This is a genomic window from Paenibacillus sp. FSL R7-0210 (assembly GCF_038009085.1).
Taxonomy (GTDB): domain Bacteria; phylum Bacillota; class Bacilli; order Paenibacillales; family Paenibacillaceae; genus Paenibacillus_AQ; species Paenibacillus_AQ silagei.
In genome coordinates this window covers 4,784,069-4,802,510 of the sequence record NZ_JBBPAR010000001.1, presented here as the reverse complement: position 1 = coordinate 4,802,510, position 18,442 = coordinate 4,784,069, and the positions used below count along the sequence as shown (strand labels likewise).

Sequence of the window (18,442 nt, the reverse complement as noted above, 5' to 3'; positions counted from 1 at the left end):
ATATCTATGGCAATTACAATCAGCGTACTCGACCAAAGCCCAATCTATCCGGGGGAGACACCGGAAGAGGCTTTTGCACATACGATCAGGCTGGCGCAGCTATCGGAACGCCTCGGCTTCCGCCGCTTCTGGGTATCCGAGCATCATGATTCTGAGCAGGTAGCCGGATCTTCTCCTGAAGTGCTCATCTCGCACCTGCTGGCTAGGACGGAGCGTATCCGCATCGGCTCTGGCGGAATTATGCTTCAGCACTACAGCCCCTACAAGGTGGCTGAGAATTTCAACGTGCTGGCTTCGCTGGCTCCGGGACGGGTGGACTTAGGGGTAGGACGCGCTCCCGGCGGCCTGCCGCGCAGCACACAGGCATTGCAGCAGGGAGGCGGGGAAGCCGCTTCATTAACGGACAAGATTGTGGAGCTGGACAAATATGTCCATAACCGGCTGGAGGCGGAGCATCCGCTGCACGGGCTGAAGGCAGGCCCGCTCCCCGGCATCCCGCCGGAGCTGTATGTGCTTGGCGCCAGTGTCGCCAGCGCCGAGATCGCGGCCAGATTGGGACTGCCGTATGTGTTCTCCCTGTTCATCGGCGGCGATCAGGCTGTTGCTCTAGAGGCGGTGCGGGCATACCGCAGCGGCTTCAATCGAAGCGGCGGGCAGGAGCCGCAGGTGATTATTGCGCTGGCTGTTATCGTGGCTGATACGGAAGAGGAGGCCAAGGAATTGGCTGGAGCGCATAAGCTGATCCGCATCCGCTTCGCCAGCGGCAAGACCCTGACTCTGGCCAGCCGGGAGCAGGCCGAGGAGTTCACCCGCCAGAGTGAGGAAGCGTACACGCTGGAGGAGCGGGAGCCTGAGATTACCAAGGGGACGAAGGAGACCGTACGTGAGCAGCTGCTGGCGTTAGCTGAAGCTTCCGGCGTAGAGGAGTTCATCGTCACTACTAACGTGCAGCCCTTCGAGAAGCGGCAGCGTTCCTTCGAGTTGCTGAGTGAGGTGCTCTCCGGGGCTATTGCAGGGGCTTCATTATGACCAGTACAGCGGCAGAATCCGCTGCCCGTGAAGTGCATTCACTGGCGTTCAAGGAGCGGCTGGTTGAAATCAGGCGTCATCTGCACCAGCACCCGGAGCTGTCAGGGGAAGAGGTTGAGACTACCGCATACATCACATCGCTGCTGAAGCAGGCGGGGGTGAAGATTACAGATTCCGGGCTGAAGACCGGGGTCATTGCCGAAATCGGCGGTCAGCAGGGCGGTCCGGTGATTGCGCTGCGGGCTGACATAGATGCCTTGCCGATTCAGGAAGAGACCGGGCTGCCGTATGCCTCGCTGTATCCGGGCAGAATGCATGCCTGCGGACATGACTTCCATACGGCGGCGCTGCTTGGAGCTGTGTATCAGCTCAAGGAGCAGGAGAGCGCCTTGAGCGGAACGGTTCGCTTCCTGTTCCAGCCTGCCGAGGAGAAAGCGAAGGGGGCACAGCAGATTATCGCAGCCGGAGGGCTGGATCGGGTCCGTGCCGTGATCGGTATGCACAATAAGCCGGATCTGCCGGTAGGGACCCTTGGCATTAAGGCCGGTCCGCTGATGGCGGCCGCAGACGGCTTCGCGGTCAGTATCCGGGGCTTCGGTACCCATGCAGCCGTGCCGGAGGCCGGGATTGATCCTATTGTCGCCGCCTCGCATATTGTAACGGCGCTGCAATCCATCGTCAGCCGGAATGTGGGCAGTCTGGATAGCGCAGTAATCAGCGTCACGCAGATCCACAGCGGCAATTCGTGGAACATCATCCCGGACACGGCGGTGCTGGAAGGGACGATCCGTTCCTTCGATGAAGCGCTTCGAAGAGGTGGTCACGGGTGTGGCCGCTGCGCTTGGTGCCGAAGCCAGTGTGCGCTGGATCGGCGGTCCGCCGCCGGTCATCAACGATGCGCTGCTGGCCCGGCTTGGAGAAGAGACGGCGGCGAAGCTGGGCTATACCTCTGTGCAGCCGGTGCCGTCACCGGCCGGGGAGGATTTCGCCTTCTATCAGCAGGCGGTTCCTGGATTGTTCGTCTTCACCGGCACCGCCGGAAGCCGGGAATGGCATCATCCCGCGTTCGATCTGGACGAAGCAGCGCTGCCTGTAGGTGCAGAATTCTTCAGCGATCTGGCGGTACGTGTACTTGAGCATCTGGCTGCGGAGAGGGGTGCAGATCATAGCGGAGCGTTCTGATTATGATGTCATTATTGTCGGCGCAGGCTCCATGGGCATGAGCGCAGGCTATCATCTGGCCCGGCGCGGGGTGAAGACACTGCTGATCGATGCCTTCGATCCGCCGCATACGGAAGGGAGCCATCACGGGGAGACCCGGCTGATCCGGCATGCCTATAGCGGCGATCCGGCCTATATTGACCTGGCGCTCCGTGCCCAGGTGCTATGGGAAGAGGCGGAGGCAGAGAGCGGCCTCAAGCTGCTGGCTCCGTCAGGTGTGCTCAATCTGGCAGACAGCAAGGTGTATTCCTTCGCCGGACGTCTGGAAGAGGCGCGGAAGCGGAAGGTCCGGGCTGAGCAGCTGGATGCCGAGGAAATCTGCCGCCGCTGGCCAGCCCTGAACCTCCCCGAATCCTTCGAGGCGATGTATGAGCCGGATGCCGGTTATCTCTACAGTGAGAGGTGCATTACCGCTTACCGGCAGCTTGCACTGGATCACGGTGCGGAGCTGCTGACGAATACTCCTGTGCTGAAGGTGACGGCCCGCGAAGGAAGTGTCACAGTCCAAACGAAGCAGGGGGATTACCACGGAGCCGCTGCTATACTTAGCGCCGGGGCCTGGTTCAGTTCATTGTCGCCCTTCGTCAACTTGCCGATTAAGGCGGTACGAAAGGTAGTAGGCTGGTTTGGGAGTACGCCGGACTTCGAGGCCGGGAGGTTCCCCGGCTTCACGCTGGGTGCTGAGGAAGGCGGGTTCTACGGTTTTCCCAGTATCGGCGGGGCGGGACTGAAGATCGGCCGCCATGACACAGGCGAAGAGTGGAAGCCCGGCGAACCGCTGCAGCCGTTCGGCAGCCTGGAGAGTGATGAAGGCGACCTCCGCCGGGTTCTCGAAGCATATATGCCTGGCGCAGCCGGGCGTCTGCTTAAGGGCTCCGTCTGTAAATATGAGCATACACCGGATGAGGATTTCATCATCGACCGCCATCCCGCTCACAACCATGTGCTGCTGGCCGGAGGCTTCTCGGGACATGGCTTCAAATTCTCCAGTGTGGTTGGAGAGATTCTCGCGGACATGGCTGTTCAGGGACATACCAGGCAGAATATAGCACCGTTTGCGTTGTCGCGATTTATATAGTAGTGTATCCGATTTGAAATCGTAGAGGGCGAGCGATGATACCTGGAGGACCAAGGAAGTGGAGCGATTCCCCTTCGGATGAGTCCTTCCCAGGCCGGAGTTGTTGTTCTTATGCGTTTCATGGGTGTTTGGCTAGGCTTAACACACCTCCATTCAGGGATAGTTGTAGAATGTACACGTAAAAACAGCGAAAAGACGTACGTGCATCGTATAAGTGTAGCCTGTACAACTAAATCTGCCCGAATGGGTGAATATCTGAAGCAAATGGATTCTTAATTGTACGAACTACAATTAAACAGATAATGGGTTGAAAATCAGACGTTTTAGATGTACAAAGTGCAATTAAGCATATCCCATCAGCGGGAAACAACGATAATCCAAACCTATATTGGAGGGAATCGCAATGAGTAGTGTGAGTGTGGAGCTAGCCAGCTACTTGAACACGCACGAGCAATTAGTGCAGGCAATCAGAGGCTTATCGGATGAGCAGCTGAGGTGGAAGGCGGAGCCGTCAAGCTGGAGCGTGACCGAGGTGCTGGCCCATTTGGCGGATCACAGCATTGTGGTCTCCTTCCGTATCCGTGATATTCTGGCGGATACGAAGGTACAGCTCCCGGCGTTCCATCAGGACGCATGGGTCAGTGGTCAGCATAGTAATCAGGGGCAAGCCGCTGACAGCCTGGAGCTGTTCCGCAGCCTGCTGCATTACAACAGTCTGCTGCTGGGAAGGCTGAGTCCCGCAGAATGGGAGAAAAGCGGAATTAACTTTAAGGGCGAAACGGTGCGTATCACCGATATTGTCCGCGGATTCACTGCACATGTAGAGCGGCATTTGGCCCAGATTGAACGAGTGAAGCGGGGAGCGCAGGCAAGTCAAGCTGCACCAGCTGCATCAGCCGCTCAAGCTTCGCAGCAAGCGGCCCTGTAAGAATATTTTCATGAGGAACCAAGCGGACTGAATACCAATTCGAGGAGGAATGAATATGACGAAACCAAGACAATTGAAGCTGGGGGCCCTGCTGCACGGCGTTGGAGGCAGTACCTCCATGTGGCGTCATCCCGATGCGCAGCCTGATGCCAGTGTGAACTTCGAGCTATACAAGGAATGGGTACGCAAAGCGGAGGAAGGCAAGCTGGACTTGATTTTCATTGCAGACGGTCTGTTCATCAATGAGAAGTCGATCCCTCATTTCCTGAACCGCTTCGAGCCGCTGACGATTCTCAGTGCGCTGGCGGCAGTCAGCAGCCGCATCGGTCTGGTAGGTACCTTATCTACCTCCTACAGTGAACCGTTCACGGTAGCCCGGCAATTCGGCTCACTGGATGTCATCAGCGGCGGACGGGCCGGATGGAATGTGGTGACCTCGCCGCTCGAAGGCTCTGCGCTCAATTACAGCAAGCAGGAGCATCCGGACCATGGCAAACGGTACCGTATTGCCGCCGAATATCTGGAGGTGGCACGCGGGCTGTGGGATTCCTGGGAGGACGACGCGTTTGTCCGCAATAAGGACACGGGCGTCTTCTTTGATCCGCAGAAAATGCATACGCTCGATCACCAGGGTGAATTCTTCTCAGTGAAGGGACCGCTCAATATCGCCCGCTCGAAGCAGGGGCAGCCGGTTATTTTCCAGGCAGGTTCCTCTGAAGTCGGCAAAGATTATGCCTCCAGCGTGGCGGATGCCATCTTCACGGGTCATGACTCGCTGGAGTCCGCGCAGGAATTCTATAAGGATGTGAAAAGCCGTGTTGCCTCCTTCGGGCGCAATCCCGATGAAGTGCTGATCTTCCCGGGAATAGCACCTATTCTTGGGGCTACCCCGGAGGAAGCGGAGCGCAAATACCAGGAGGTTGCCGGGCTGGTGACGATTGAGAATGCGCTGAACTATCTGGGCCGCTTCTTCGAGCATCATGATTTCTCGCAGTATCCGCTGGATGAGCCATTCCCGGATGTCGGTGATCTGGGCCGAAACAGCTTCCAGAGCGGCACGGACAAAATCAAAAAGGATGCCAGAGAGCAGGGCTTAACCCTGCGCCAGGTTGCCCTGCAATCGGCAACGCCGCGCAGCAGCTTCATAGGTACACCAGAGCAGGTGGCCGATCAGCTTCAGGCCTGGTTCGAGGGCGGAGCCGCCGACGGCTTCATGCTGGCGGCCGCCGTACCGAACGGGCTGGAGGAATTTGTTGATCAGGTCGTTCCAATTCTCCAGGAGCGCGGGCTTTTCCGCACCGAATACGAAAGTGATACGCTGCGGGGCAATCTCGGACTTCCGGTTCCGGAGAACCGTTATACAAAGGTTTCTGAACCGGCTGGGCAGCCGCTGTGAATCTGCTTTCCCTCCCGCACCATTGATGGAAAAGGGAGCAAGCTCTTGGCCCCTATTCGGCTTAGAGCGTGCTCCCGCTTATTAGTGAATTTATTTGAACTCGCCCATAACCGGCATCGCAGGATCGTAAGGGATAAGAATGGAGCCCTTAAGAATTCGTTCATCCCAAGGCCGTGTTGGACATGTTGTATTGAGTGGAGTAAGTTCATAGACGAAATTGCCTACCGGGAACTGCTGGTACAGGCATAGCTTGACTAAGGATTTACCGGATGGTAATGCTCCTGAAGATGCGCTGTCAGGGGAAAGCCCCATGGAGTCAGAGGCCGGCGAATGGCATACATACATCGTAATATAAGCCAAGTCCACGGTGATTTGTTGATAATAGTGCCTGCCGCTCCAATCCTGGAACAAGGCGCAGCCGGTTAAGGTGTTTCGTTTGCCTTGAATGACCCGCTGAACATAAACCCAGAGATTTCCCACATTGGTATTCGTCCAGATATACACCCAGGTGTTTGTACACAAGGTTTCGGGGGTTGGGGGAATCGGGATGAACGGCGGGCTGGGATTTGACTGCGGCGGCAGGCCAACAGTCTCTGAATTGCAGGTTTGCGGGGACAACATTTGATTTTCCAACAGAATCGCTCCTTGGCATTGAAATAAGTTATAGAATATATCTATGCGAATGCCCAGAGAAAGTTACAAATAATGGTAAAAACACACCTCTGATAGGTCGATGCAATTTAGGACATCTTTGAAGGGGATACAATTTAAAATAGCAATAGTACAGAAAAAGGTTGTTCCTTCTGCCATTATGGCGTTAGGAGCAACCTTTTTGGATTCAGGAAGAACGGTTATGCGCCCCTGTTCAGGTAATTGCCCGAACGGTTTGTCTTTCCACAATGGAGTGGGCACAGATTAGACTCTCTGCAGGCTCCCCCGTTTCAATCATGCCGATCAGCTTCTCGGAAGCGAGCATTCCAATGTCATACAGCGGCTGGCGCACTGTAGTCAATGGCGGATTGACCATCCGGGCTAACCTGAGATCATCGTATCCCATGATGGAGATATCTTCAGGCACGTTCATTCCATGCTTCGTAACGACCGAAAGGGCACCAATCGCCATTTCGTCACTGGCCGCGAAGACAGCAGTAATCTCAGGCGTTCTCCGTAATAGGGCTTCCATGGCTCTGCAGCCGCTTTCGTAGGAAAAGTCCCCATACACTAGGTAACGGCTATTAAAGGCGATGCCTTGTGCTTCCAGCGCTTTGCGGTATCCTTCGACCCGTGGAGTTCCGGCGATGGGATCGCCCTTGGTGCCGCTGATCATGCCGATGCTGCGGTGGCCTTTGGTGATCAGATAATGGACAGCGTCATAGGCCGCCTGATAATCATCAACCTTCACATAAGGTACATTGGCATAATCCGTTTGGGAAGAGACCAGCACCACTGGAACGTTCATGCTCTCCAGCATGTCATAGTACTCTTGCTTGAGCACTTCACTGGAAAAAATAACCCCGTCAACCTGCTTCTCGCGCAGAAGCTGCAAATACTTCAGCGTACGTTTGCCGTCCTGATCGGTATTACAGACTATCACACTGTAATTGCGGTCATGGACGAATTCGCCGATTCCGTGGAGCAGATCGGAGGAGAAGGTGCTCGACACATCAGGAAATAATACGCCGATGGTCTGGGTGCGCTTGTTAATCAGTCCGCGAGCGATAGCGTTAGGCTGATATTTAAGCTCTTTGATGGTCTGATCTACCTTTTGCTTCGTTTTATCTGAATATCCGCCTAAGTTATGCAGAACCCGTGAGACGGTGGCAATGGATACGTTCGCCTTTTGGGCAACATCTTTAATTGTGGGATTCATGGACTCTCCTACTTGTCGTTTATAGCAGTAAACGCTTACTGAAAATATAAGTCCTTGCTTTTTCTTTGTCAACTGAAATTAAACATTCTGTAAAATAAGCATTGACAAGGAAAAATAAACGAGATAACTTTTAGGGTAAGCGTTTACGTTATGGGAATTTAGGATTGTAGGTACAAAAATACATAACTTACATTCAAGTAAACGTATAAATTTACACCATGAATTTTTTGGAGGAGGAGGGAAAGGCCTTAATAAAGGGATGTTCTTTGCCTATTAGAGTAAACGTTTACGTAAAAAATGGATTCCTTGAAATCTATTATTCCTTCGATACCTTCGCAAAACCTAACATCCTTATTCAGTCTTTCAGCAACATGTATTCTCAACAATATGGATATAAAGGAGATGCTGTATGTTTAAGAAACAAGCTGTTATCTGTCTCTGTTTATTACTGCTGATTCAAATTTGTACAACAGGCTATGGCGGCAGAGGAACGGCCCAGGCAGAGCCAACGGGGACGGGGAATCCCAAAATACTAAAAATGGTACCCTCAAAGGCACGATTCGCTCCGGGGGAAGCCGCAGAGCTGATTATGACCCTGGATCAATCTGCGGATTGGAGCGGCCAGCTGCATCTGCAAATTTATCAGTTAAATACCCTGGTTGCTGAAGGCGACAAAGCGCTGACGGTATTGCAGGAAGGGAGCAACAAGCTAACCGTGGGGTGGACGCCTCCGGCTGAGGACTTCCGCGGCTACACGGCGAAAGCGTGGATAGAAGGAGATGCGCCATCAGAGTATGTGACCGCAGCAATCGATGTTTCCAGCGATTGGACGAAATTCCCACGATACGGATATGTCGCTGATTTTCCGAAAGAGACGGCGGAGGAGAGTGACTCCAAGCTCCGGGAATTATCCCGGGACTACTACATTAATGCTTACCAGTTCTATGATTGGATGTGGCGGCATGATGTTTCGGTGTATTCCAAGACCGACAGCAATGGACAGCCGGTCACAGATGCAGACGGCAATTTCATTGATGAAGACATTAACGCGGATACACACTATTCGGATCTATTGGGACGTTCACTGTATCCGCTCAGCGTTAAGCAGCAGGTGGAGGCTGCACAGAAATACGGCTCCGCAGCTATGGCCTATCAGATGAATTATGCAGCGCGTGAGAACTATGAGGACTTCGGCGTCAGTCCGGAGTGGGGACTCTATAACAGTGCTCAGCTCGATCAGAACAATCCGCACAAAGACCAGAACGGGTATACCTTCGATGTGAACGGGAAGACGACCTCCCTGTTCCTGCAGGACCCGGGAAGCAGGTTCTGGCAGGACTATATCACTAAACAGTTTGACCGTTCCATTAATACATTCGGGTTTGACGGCATCCACCTGGATCAGTGGGGAGCCAATGATAACAATTTCCTGTATGACTATAACGGCAATAAACGTTATTATTCCCTGGATTATGCCCGGTTCATTCATTCCGTCAAGGACTCGTTGCTCGCAAATAACCCCTTAAAGAGCAAGGTTACTTTCAATATGGTGGGAGGCAATGCCGAATACAGCGCTGTACCCGATCCGGGTACAAAAACCGATTTCGACTACAGTGAGATTTGGCAGGACCGCAACAATTACCGGGATATTCAGAAGGTGGTAGAAGATACCCGGGAGAAGGATGGCGGTAAGGCGATGGTGATCGCCGGTTATATGAACTACAAAGAGGCTACAGGTCTGCCGACACGAGGCACGGAAGCCCAGGATGTTCCGGTAACCGTGGATTACCAATCACGGATTGCCAAAGCTTACGGCTGGGTCGGCAACTTTGGACGCAAAGATACGGATTCGGTGACGTTTACCGTAAATGCTCCAGCAGACGGAATGTATACGCTTGTCCTGAATTATGGACAGGGCAATGGCTCCGGTTCTCCGGAAGGCAAGCTGATGGTTAATGATGAGATTGCTGCTGCGGCAATTCCCTTTGAGGCCAATACGGGGTGGGGGAACCCGACAGCACAAGCCGCAGTAACGGCAATGTTAAAGGAAGGTGAAAATTCCGTTAAGCTTACCCTGAATACCAATAGCCTTTGGCTCAATCTGGCGGGTCTGGAGGTTCAAGGGCAGGGGATCAATGAGCGCTATGAGGCGGCAGATGCCAAGCTGGATACGGTAATTGTGGATCAGTACAGCAATGTGTATTATTTTGATACCGCAGGCGATTATGTGAAATTCCATGTAAATGTTCCTGCTGAAGGAGAATATCCGCTCGGATTCAGCTACGCTTCGGATTGGCAGGAGGTGAAACGTGAGCTGCTTGTGAATGATGTGCCTCAAGGAGAGGTCTCGTTTGCCGGCACGGGTACATGGGATAAATTCTCGGAGCTTGGCAATCTGCACAAGGTTCATCTGAACGCAGGCGATAATACCATAACGCTAAGAGCGTCTGCAAATGACCTGGGTATTAAGCTCCGGTATATGACGGTCGGCACACAGAGAAACTATGCACTGTATGCGGATGTTCCGCAGACTAGCAGCCTGAGTTACAGCCAGAGCAAGACAGACAATTTCGGGCAGGCAGGACAGACTGTCACCTACGATGTATATGCAGAACATCCGCTGGACACGATTACGGTCCTGTATCATGGCGATAATGATCCTGTAATGTCGGTTCTGGTGGATAGCGAACCAGCTCCACAGGCCCAGAATATCACATTTGCTAAAACAGCCGGCGGCTGGGAGGGCTCTATGCAGCCCCGTGAATTATCTGTCCCTGTCCAGGAGGGACACCATAAGGTTACGCTGCGAATGGAATCAAGCGGACAATATATCAATGTGGGCGGGATCACTGCCGGAGGGTATGAATACAGTACAGGCGGCGCTGAAACAACAGGCGGGGTTGTCCCTATCATCGGATATGCCTCCGAGTTCAATAATGTCAATGACCGGTTGACTTTTACAGTGAATACAGCGCAATCAGGCATCTACGATCTCGGCTGGATCTATCAAAATAATGCCCCGGGGGCAGCGACCGTCAGCCGCAGTGTGTATATTAACAATGGCGCGGGCACTCCTGTAAGCTTTGCACCAACCGCTGACTCGGAATGGGGAGAAGCGGCAATGAGCGGCATTCCAATGGAGGAAGGCATAAATCGCATAATCATCAAAATGCCGGAGGGGCAGGACAGCGGAATCAGGCTGGATAAGCTGAACGTTGCATTATCCGGTGATCCTGACCCGGTAACCCGCAGCTATGAAGCCGAAAGTACGGATACGGAGTCACCGTTCTCTCTCTACAAGGATACCGTGCTGAACTTTGGTACAATCGGAGAGCAGGTGACCTATCCGGTGAATATCCCTCAATCGGGGGAACAGAGTCTGATCTTCACCTATTCCAATGCAGGCGGCATGACCACACGTTCGGTCTATATTGACGGCGTGCGCGCCAAGGATGAACATGGCAACGATCTGAAGATTGGATTGGATGGAACTGAGAGCAGTGAGAAGTACAGCGGGGACGGATACGTGATTATTCCACACATGGAGGCGGGGACCCATACCGTTACATTGAAGATGGAAGCGGATGATATTGCCGGAAGCGTCCGGCTGCGCGGGGTAACGGCTGGCTATTTCAACGAGCCGTCCGTGCGGCTGATGGATGCCGGGCTGGCATCGATGGGTGCAACCCATATTGAGCTGGGAACCGCCGAGAAGCAATCGGAAGGCCCGAACATGCTAGCCCATGAATATTATCCGAACCGCAGCAAAAAAATGCTGGAATCCACCAAGGAATCCATGCAGGAGTATTATAAATTCAATGCTGCATATGAAAACCTGCTGTTCGGCAGCAAAGCCGATTCATCCGCTGTTGTGTCCGTGGAAGCGGACGGCGGCAATCTGGCAACAAGCAAAGACGGAACGGAGAATACACTCTGGACAACAGTCAGAAAAAATGATACTAATACAGGCTTTGAGCGGTATGATGTACTGCATCTGATCAATCTGCTTCATAATGATGACAACTGGAGAAATGCAGCCAATGAGCCAGCGGTCCTCAACCATTTAAAAGTGTCTTACGATATCGGCATCACCGAGACGGAAGCACCGGATCTGAAGGTCTATGCCGCCAGTCCTGACGCCGGGCATGGTCTGTCACAAGAGCTGAATTATACTTGGAATGGTGAACAATTGCAGATTGAACTGCCATCGATGCAGTATTGGACGATGATTTATATCGACAAGGCGCCGAGGACAGCATGGGTTCAGCCGATCTTAAGTGATGATGAACCGGGCCTTCCAAGCCCGTCACCGACTGCAGAGGCAACTCCTGCACCTGCTCCCGGAGGGGCAGATATAGGTACAGTTACGGTATCGGCCACACCTGCGCCTACGCCTACTCCAGCAGCAGCGGAAAGGGATGTTCTTGTTTTGCAGGCGAAGGATTTGAATCCGGCGTTTGATGGGACAATCACAATTGCGGTCAATGAGGATGAGTACAACCGGATTCAGATTCCTGTCTCTGTTGCGGAAGGGCTGCAGGGGAAGAAGCTGCAGCTTCAAGGAAGTCATTTCAGCCTGAACTTCACCCATGATCCTATTCTTCAGCTTCTGGAAGAGAATAAAGGGAAAATAACAGCCGATTCACAAATTCAAATTACCTTCAACAGAATCGAGCCGCAGGCAGCTTTCCTTCCGGCTGTGAAGCCTTGGGTTCCCGCTGGATCGATCTATGAATTTGAATTCGGAGTAACGACGGCTGATGGAGGATTATCCAGGCTCGCTTCCTTTAGAAGCCCGGTGCAGCTTACCTTAAAGGTTGATGATCTGGAGCAAGAAGATCTGAATGAATTGCTGGGCATCTACACTTTCAGTGAGCCGCTGAAGAAATGGGAATATACCGGCAGCAGAGCCAACACGGCCGAACAGGAGATTACAGCTGAGCTTAGTCACTTTAGCCGTTATACCGTGTTTGCATATGACAAAACGTATGCTGACTTACCTGCGGAGCATTGGGCATATAAGGCTGTCCGCCGCTTGACCGCGAAGCATGTCATCAACGGAATGACGGAGAATACGTTCGTTCCAGCGGCGAAGATTACCCGGGCACAGTTCGCTGCATTGATGGTCAAGGCACTTCGGTTAAAAGCCGAAGGACCGGCTCCATTTATGGATGTAACTGCGGATAGCTGGTATGCCGGTGATATTGCCGCTGCTTATCAGGCAGGTCTGGTGAACGGAAGAAACGGGAAGCGATTTGCACCTGATGAAGCGATAACCCGTCAGGAGATGGCGGTGATGCTTGCCAAAGCATCAGCCATCCATGGAAGTATCAAGCAGACCGAAGAGGTAAACTTAACCTTTAGGGACAGCGAAGAGATCTCTGCCTGGGCACAGTCAGCAGTTCTGAAGGTGAAGTCAGCGGGTCTGATGAATGGATACGCGAATGGAAACTTTGCACCTGAATCCAGCGCAACCCGGGCAGAAGCCGCTCAGGTCATAGAGCATTTAATTGATTAATCCGCAAATAAGGTCATAGGATAAGGGTCACTGAGGTGACTCTTTCTTATGTTCTGTTGCAGAAAGGATCCATGATGAAAAACAGGAAGAACTCGCTGGGCGCAAGACTGATTCAGCTGTCTGCTGCAATAACGATTCCGCTCCTCGCGGTTCTTTTTGCCGGGGGATATTATGCCAAGGGAATTGTACTCGATCAGGTATCCAGATCCTATCAGAATCTGGTCAACTCCAATCTTAAGATGATGGAGAGCAGTCTGGAGGACATTACGATTAATCTGGTCGATATTGTCGATCATGATGTGAATTTCCTTCAATTGAATCAGCCGGGGCTGACTGAATCCGAATATTATTTTGCCCGTATGGGGATTATGCAGAGAAATCAGGCCTACCAGGCCTATTACCATAGCGTGGACATGTTCTATCTATACTCCGGAGTTAATGATACCTTGACACTATCCAATGTACTGGGAACGACAGAGGATGATATGGACCAGATAAGGGATTGGATCACGGCTAAGGTTCAGAATGAAGATCATCTGGAGTCGCTCCAGTACAAATGGACGATCGTTAATATTGCCGGAGAGTACTATTTAAACCGGACCGTCAGCAATAATCTGGGCCATACCGCTTGTATTGGTGCTCTGATCCGAATCGACTCTATGCGCTCACCGCTGGGCAATCTGAACCTGCAATCGGGCGGTGATGTGCTGATTGTGGATAATGAAGGGATTATCTTAACCCGTCCATCGGCCTCCATGGGCTACGACTTCAAGCTGCCGGGTGAGAAGATGAATCTGAATTCTTCCTTTTCGTTTACGCATGATGGCCTGAAGTGGTTTGTGGTGTCCAGCCAGTCCTCCGCCCTGGGAATCAATCTGTCTGTGGTCATCCCCGCTTCCGAGCTGCTCCAGGGACTCAATACCTTCCAGACGATTATTAATGTCCTGCCTTTTGTTATTTTGCTCATTTTACTGGTTTACTTATATTATTTCCGCAGTATGGTCATCCGCCCGATTCTGGATTTGCTGAGCGGCATCCACCGGATCCGCAACGGCGCCATGGAAACCAAGCTTCCCGATTCTAATCTGGTGGAGTTCCAGGCGCTGAATCAGGCCTTTAATAACATGGTTGTGGAAATTCAAGATCTGAGAATTGATATCTATGAGGAGCGGATTAATGCGCAAAAGGCCGAAATGAAGCATTTGCAACTGCAAATTAATCCGCACTTCTTTTTGAATACACTCAATATTATTTTTCAGCTTGCCGATCTGAAACGTTTCGAATTGGTCAAAAAGACCGTACGGCATCTCGTGCAGTATTTCCGCTTTATGCTTCAGGTCAAGAATAACCATATTACATTGGGGCAAGAGATTGAACATCTCCGCAATTACCTTGAAATTCAAAAGATGCGCTACCAGCAGTCGTTTGAGTTTCAGATCACCGTAGCCGATGAGCTTAGCCGCGCCTCCATACCGTCCTTGATCGTACAGCCCTTTGTAGAAAATGCCATGCTTCACGGCATAAGTCTGAAGGCTGAGATCTTTTATCTGGAGATTTCGGCGGGTCTCTCAGAAGAAGCGGCCGATACCATGATCGTTGAAATCTCGGATAACGGAAAAGGCAGCAGTGCAGAGAAGCTGCAGGAGCTGAATGCACCGGATTATACCCCGGCCACAGATGAAGGACATATCGGGATCTGGAATGTGAAACAGAGACTGGCTATGAACTATCAGGGGAGAGCCGAAATTCACTTCAGCGGCAATCAGCCGTCCGGATTCCGTGTGCGGCTTAGCCTGCCTATAGAATATACAGAAGGAGAACGATGAGCCATGCGATTATTGATTGTAGATGATGAACAATTCGCTGTGGAGGGGCTGCTCTACTGCTGTGACTGGAAGGCGTATGGAATTGAAGAGGTCTTGACGGCGAACAGGGCCGACAAGGCCAGGGAGCTGCTGAAGGATCAGAGAATAGAACTCCTGATTTGTGATATTGAGATGCCGGATGAAGACGGACTTTCACTGGTTGGCTGGGTGCGGGAGCACTCTCCCTGGACGGAATCGATATTTCTGACCTGTCATTCCGAATTCTCCTATGCCAAGAAAGCCGTGAACCTCGGGAGCTTTGATTACTTGCTGAAGCCTGTTGACACAGAGGAGCTGTTGTCAACTGTATCGGGGATGATGGCGGCCATCCGTGAGAAGGAAGAGTATGAGTCCTACAACCAGATGTATCATAAGTATCTGAATCTGTGGCAACAGGAAAAGCCGAAGCGTGTAGAACGCTTCTGGCAGGATTTGCTGTCCCGCAGCATCCTGTCGTTCGGGGATTTCTTTGACCGGGAGCTGGCGGGTGCAGGGGTAGGGTTAAATCCTGACGATCAGGTGCTCCCGATTCTGATCAGTATTGAGGAGTGGTCCAAACCGCTCAGCCCGCGTGATCAGGAAATCATGGAGTATGCTGTGAAGAAAGCGGCGGAGGAATGTTTTACAGAAGAGCATCCGGGGGAGGCCATCACCGATAAGAGCGGGGTTTTGTTCATTCTGTTGTATGCCGGAGGTGTGGAGGGAGGACCTGCGGCTAAGAAGGTTAGCCTTCAGCAGCTCACGGCCACAGGTAAACGTTTCATCCAAGCTTGCCAGGAGTTGTTCTACAGCATCGTAACCTGCTATGTCGGTTCGTTCAAACCCATCCAGGAGCTGCCGGGAATGTGTGAAAGTCTAAAGACCATGGAGCGTGATAATATCTCCCGGACCCAATCCGTGCTCTTATACTTACCACAGGATCAGATGCTGTCCGCCAATTCTAATTCGGAGGATATCCTGCTGGGTGATCTGATCTCTTATATGCTGAACGGCAAACGTGAGTCCGCTGTGCAGTTCATTCATAATCTGACAGCGAAGCTGGAAGCCAATCCTTCTTTTCAGGGAAGACATCTGGACGCCCTGCATCAGGATACCCTGCAGATTATATATCACTTCCTGCAGGTCAGAGGAATCAATGCGGGAAGCATAGCTCTGTTTCCAGACTGGACAACCGCCCGGATACGGGGACTGCTTCAATACAGGCATTGGGCGGAAGGAATTGTATCGGCGGTCATGGAAGCGGAATTTGAGCGGCAGGAGAAGGGCGGTGTGATTGAGCGGTCCATCCGCTACATCCAGCAGAATGTGGAGGAAGAGATTTCCAGGTCCAGTGTCGCTGATTATGCGGGCTTGAACCCGGCTTACCTCTCCAGGCTGTTCAAGAAAGAGACCGGCCAGAACCTGATTGATTTCCTGATTTCGGTGAAGATGGACCGCACACGCGAGCTTCTGGACACCACGGATATGCCGGTCAGCGCGATCGCGCAGCAGGTAGGCTACAGCAATTTTTCCCATTTCACCAAAATGTTCCGCAAGCAGTTCGACGTCAATCCCCAGGAATACCGCAATGTCACAAAACGAATAGATTAAGGTTATAAAAACGGCAGAGCAGCTGCAGGCAACTCCTTATAATGAAGCCATAACCCAATAAGAAGGTGTGGAACTATGGCTTCGGAAAAAGCACTAACGGCACAATCAGGCAGCTCGCGGCCTGGCTCAAAATGGAAAAGCATATGGAAGTACAGGGCCTTGGTCGTGCTGGCATTGCCCGGTGTGCTGCTGATGCTGATCAATAACTACCTGCCCATGTTCGGTATTTTCCTCGCCTTCAAGGACCTGAATTATACGTCAGGAATCTGGGGCAGCAAATGGATCGGACTAGACAACTTTAAGTTTCTGTTTGCTTCGAACGACGCTTGGCTGATCATCAGGAATACCTTGCTGTACAACCTTAGCTTCCTGATCATCAATACGATACTCGCAGTGATGCTGGCACTTCTCCTTAACGAGGTCAAAAATAAGTTTGCCTCCAAGTTCTTTCAGAGCACAGTGATCCTGCCCAATTTCATTTCCATGGTCATTGTCGGCTATATCGTGTATGGATTTCTGAATCCGGAGCTGGGATTCATCAATAAATTCATTCTGGAGCCCTTCGGAATAGATCCTAGAAACTGGTATGCGGAAGCAGAGCATTGGCCTTATATCCTGACCATTGTTAACACCTGGAAGGGTGTGGGTTACTCGGCCGTCGTCTATCTGGCAGCCATTGTCGGGATAGACTCTGAATATTATGAAGCGGCCGTCATTGACGGGGCCACACGCTGGAAGCAAATGACGAAAATTACGATTCCGCTGATCGCTCCGATCATCATCATCATGACACTGCTGGCGATCGGCCGGATCTTCAACGCGGACTTCGGTCTGTTCTATCAGGCAACCATGGCCTCCGGTATGATCAAGGAGACAACGGATGTTATCGATACCTATGTATACAGGGCGTTAATGGTTACCGGGGATACGGGACTCGCCTCCTCGGCAGGGCTGCTGCAATCTGTAGTTGGCTTTACACTTGTCATTACCGTCAACCTGGTTGTCCGTAAATTCAGCAAAGAAAATGCTTTGTTCTAGAAGGAGAACACCATGCAGAAAAAACGAACCAATCCCTTTATCCTTATTGTCCTGTCATTGTTCAGTCTTGCCTGCCTGATCCCGTTCTGGCTTATCTTTATGATCTCGGTTGCTGATGAGGATTGGGTAACTGCGAATGGATACAGCTTCTGGCCCGGCAAATTCAGCCTTGTCGCTTATCAGTATTTATTGGAAGATGCCGGAAAAATATTGCGGGCTTATGGTGTTTCTGCTTCGGTAACACTGATTGGAGTTGTAGTCAGTCTGTTTGTGACTTCGGCCATGGCCTATGCATTATCGCGGAAAGAGTTTCCTCTCAGAGGTGCTCTAAGCTTCTATATCCTGATCACGATGCTGTTCTCGGGCGGCTTGCTGCCCTGGTATCTGGTCTACACCCGGTTCCTGCATGTTCAGGATACGCTGATGGCGCTTATCATTCCGGGGCTGATCGGCGGCTTCAACGTGATCATCATGCGGACCTTCTTCACGAACAGTATCCCGCCTTCCCTGATTGATTCCTCTCAGATCGATGGTGCAGGTGAATTCCGGACATACTTCAGCATTATTCTGCCGCTGTCCTTGCCTGTAATGGCTACAATCGGGTTATTCACCACCGTATCCTACTGGAACGACTGGTTTACAAGCCTGGTCTTCATCCAGAATGAGAAGCTGTTCTCTCTGCAATATCTTTTGACCAAAACCCTAATGAACGCTTCGTTCCTGCAGACGATTGCCAATAAGGCTTACAGCTCAACCGCACAGGTCACAACGCCGCTTGAATCCATCCGGATGGCGATGGCGATGATTGCAATCGGACCGCTGGTGCTGGTATTCCCGTTCCTGCAGAAGTATTTCGTCAAAGGCCTTACCGTAGGCGCTGTGAAAGGCTGATCCCGGTATATGACCGGA

General features: G+C 52.0%; 11 protein-coding genes and 1 pseudogene. 10 read left to right on the top strand and 2 right to left on the bottom strand.

Annotated elements, in window-relative coordinates; translation table 11 throughout:
* Nucleotides 1-6: 6 nt before the first annotated feature.
* The 5 genes and pseudogenes from MKY64_RS20200 to MKY64_RS20180 all read left to right on the top strand — a co-directional run bounded on the left by MKY64_RS20200 (nt 7) and on the right by MKY64_RS20180 (nt 5,652).
* Nucleotides 7-1,029, top strand: a complete 1,023-nt coding sequence (locus MKY64_RS20200) for an LLM class flavin-dependent oxidoreductase (protein WP_339254447.1) — start codon at nt 7-9, stop codon at nt 1,027-1,029.
* Nucleotides 1,026-2,211, top strand: a pseudogene (locus tag MKY64_RS20195) (amidohydrolase). Before MKY64_RS20200 ends, MKY64_RS20195 begins: the two are co-directional and overlap by 4 nt.
* Nucleotides 2,168-3,328: an N-methyl-L-tryptophan oxidase gene (gene solA / locus MKY64_RS20190; RefSeq protein WP_445165094.1), complete on the top strand. Its 1,161-nt coding sequence runs from the start codon at nt 2,168-2,170 to the stop codon at nt 3,326-3,328. Before MKY64_RS20195 ends, solA begins: the two are co-directional and overlap by 44 nt.
* 403 nt (nt 3,329-3,731) lie before the next feature.
* On the top strand, nt 3,732-4,256 hold the full coding sequence (locus MKY64_RS20185; RefSeq protein ID WP_340955341.1) for a DinB family protein: 525 nt from the start codon (nt 3,732-3,734) through the stop codon (nt 4,254-4,256).
* Nucleotides 4,257-4,311: 55 nt separating this feature from the next.
* A complete protein-coding gene (locus tag MKY64_RS20180) occupies nt 4,312-5,652 on the top strand; it encodes an LLM class flavin-dependent oxidoreductase (RefSeq protein WP_340955339.1) in 1,341 nt (446 codons plus the stop codon).
* Nucleotides 5,653-5,742: 90 nt separating this feature from the next.
* On the opposite strand, the gene MKY64_RS20175 is transcribed toward MKY64_RS20180, so the two are convergent.
* Both MKY64_RS20175 and MKY64_RS20170 read right to left on the bottom strand, forming a co-directional pair.
* Complete coding sequence (locus MKY64_RS20175) at nt 5,743-6,285, bottom strand: hypothetical protein (RefSeq protein ID WP_340955336.1); 543 nt, start codon at nt 6,283-6,285, stop codon at nt 5,743-5,745.
* Between the two features lie 232 nt (nt 6,286-6,517).
* Nucleotides 6,518-7,522 carry a LacI family DNA-binding transcriptional regulator gene (locus tag MKY64_RS20170; RefSeq protein WP_340955334.1) on the bottom strand — a complete coding sequence of 335 codons (1,005 nt, stop codon included), beginning with the start codon at nt 7,520-7,522 and terminating at the stop codon, nt 6,518-6,520.
* A 409-nt stretch (nt 7,523-7,931) separates the two neighbouring features.
* On the opposite strand from MKY64_RS20170, the gene MKY64_RS20165 reads away from it, so the two are divergent.
* The 5 genes from MKY64_RS20165 (at nt 7,932) to MKY64_RS20145 (ending at nt 18,424) form a co-directional block, all read left to right on the top strand.
* Entirely contained in the window at nt 7,932-13,040 is a 5,109-nt protein-coding gene (locus tag MKY64_RS20165; RefSeq protein WP_340955333.1) for a glycoside hydrolase family 66 protein, read from the top strand.
* A 71-nt stretch (nt 13,041-13,111) separates the two neighbouring features.
* Nucleotides 13,112-14,866, top strand: coding sequence for a sensor histidine kinase (locus MKY64_RS20160; protein WP_340955332.1), 1,755 nt, complete (start codon nt 13,112-13,114; stop codon nt 14,864-14,866).
* A 3-nt stretch (nt 14,867-14,869) separates the two neighbouring features.
* Nucleotides 14,870-16,495 (top strand): response regulator transcription factor, encoded by a 1,626-nt coding sequence (locus MKY64_RS20155; protein ID WP_340955330.1) that lies wholly within the window; start codon nt 14,870-14,872, stop codon nt 16,493-16,495.
* A 75-nt stretch (nt 16,496-16,570) separates the two neighbouring features.
* The gene (locus tag MKY64_RS20150) at nt 16,571-17,533 is read left to right on the top strand and encodes an ABC transporter permease (protein ID WP_340955327.1); all 963 of its coding nucleotides are present in this window, start codon (nt 16,571-16,573) and stop codon (nt 17,531-17,533) included.
* Between the two features lie 12 nt (nt 17,534-17,545).
* Nucleotides 17,546-18,424: a carbohydrate ABC transporter permease gene (locus tag MKY64_RS20145; protein ID WP_036727749.1), complete on the top strand. Its 879-nt coding sequence runs from the start codon at nt 17,546-17,548 to the stop codon at nt 18,422-18,424.
* Nucleotides 18,425-18,442: the final 18 nt, after the last annotated feature.

Bases quoted from the DNA above. Each gene is read 5' to 3' on its own strand.
- MKY64_RS20165 (WP_340955333.1), top strand. From the start codon at position 7,932: ATGTTTAAGAAACAAGCTGTTATCTGTCTCTGTTTATTACTGCTGATT.
- MKY64_RS20155 (WP_340955330.1), top strand. From the start codon at position 14,870: ATGCGATTATTGATTGTAGATGATGAACAATTCGCTGTGGAGGGGCTG.
- MKY64_RS20200 (WP_339254447.1), top strand. From the start codon at position 7: ATGGCAATTACAATCAGCGTACTCGACCAAAGCCCAATCTATCCGGGG.
- MKY64_RS20145 (WP_036727749.1), top strand. From the start codon at position 17,546: ATGCAGAAAAAACGAACCAATCCCTTTATCCTTATTGTCCTGTCATTG.
- MKY64_RS20160 (WP_340955332.1), top strand. From the start codon at position 13,112: ATGATGAAAAACAGGAAGAACTCGCTGGGCGCAAGACTGATTCAGCTG.
- MKY64_RS20185 (WP_340955341.1), top strand. From the start codon at position 3,732: ATGAGTAGTGTGAGTGTGGAGCTAGCCAGCTACTTGAACACGCACGAG.
- MKY64_RS20180 (WP_340955339.1), top strand. From the start codon at position 4,312: ATGACGAAACCAAGACAATTGAAGCTGGGGGCCCTGCTGCACGGCGTT.
- MKY64_RS20170 (WP_340955334.1), bottom strand. From the start codon at position 7,522: ATGAATCCCACAATTAAAGATGTTGCCCAAAAGGCGAACGTATCCATT.
- MKY64_RS20150 (WP_340955327.1), top strand. From the start codon at position 16,571: ATGGCTTCGGAAAAAGCACTAACGGCACAATCAGGCAGCTCGCGGCCT.